This window comes from Pseudomonas sp. EA_65y_Pfl1_P113 (assembly GCF_963970525.1).
GTDB lineage: Bacteria > Pseudomonadota > Gammaproteobacteria > Pseudomonadales > Pseudomonadaceae > Aquipseudomonas > Aquipseudomonas tritici.
In genome coordinates this window covers 1-458 of sequence record NZ_CAXAQM010000543.1, presented here as the reverse complement: position 1 = coordinate 458, position 458 = coordinate 1, and the positions used below count along the sequence as shown (strand labels likewise).

1 protein-coding gene is annotated in these 458 nt (G+C 64.0%); it reads left to right on the top strand.

Annotation, left to right across the window (positions count from 1 at the left end; translation table 11 throughout):
- Positions 1 to 333: type-F conjugative transfer system secretin TraK (locus tag AACY52_RS30985; RefSeq protein WP_339561493.1), on the top strand; the 333-nt coding region annotated here is incomplete at its 5' end.
- Between the last annotated feature and the right edge of the window lie 125 nt (positions 334 to 458).

The following is a 458-nucleotide window of genomic DNA, read 5'->3' as shown; positions in this document are numbered from 1 at the left end:
CCGACCCCGCAGGAGGCATCCGCGAACCTCGTCCAGGCGATGTACGAGAATTCCAATCTCGATGGCTTCGAGATCCGGCCCGCGTCGATGGCGGCCGTAATGATCGGCGCTCTCAAGGTGCAGATGATCTCAGAATACCGCGGCGCGCAGATCGCAGGCCGGGTCCTGCGGATCCAGAACACCGGCAAGGCGCCGGTATCGCTCGGTGAGGGGACGATTGCGCCGTCTAACGCGATCGCGGTCTCGGTGCCGCACCCGGACCTCAAGCCCGGTGAAGCCACCACCGTCTACATCGTCACGCCTTCGGGCCTCGCCAACGGAGTGCGGCCATGAGCCTCAGGGACATCTTCAATCGCAACAAGGCCAAGCAGCTCGATGCTGAGCCCGAGGAGGGCGACGACACCGGCATGATGGCCGGCAATGAGGCCGTTCGGAAAAAGCAGACGATGTGGTTGTCG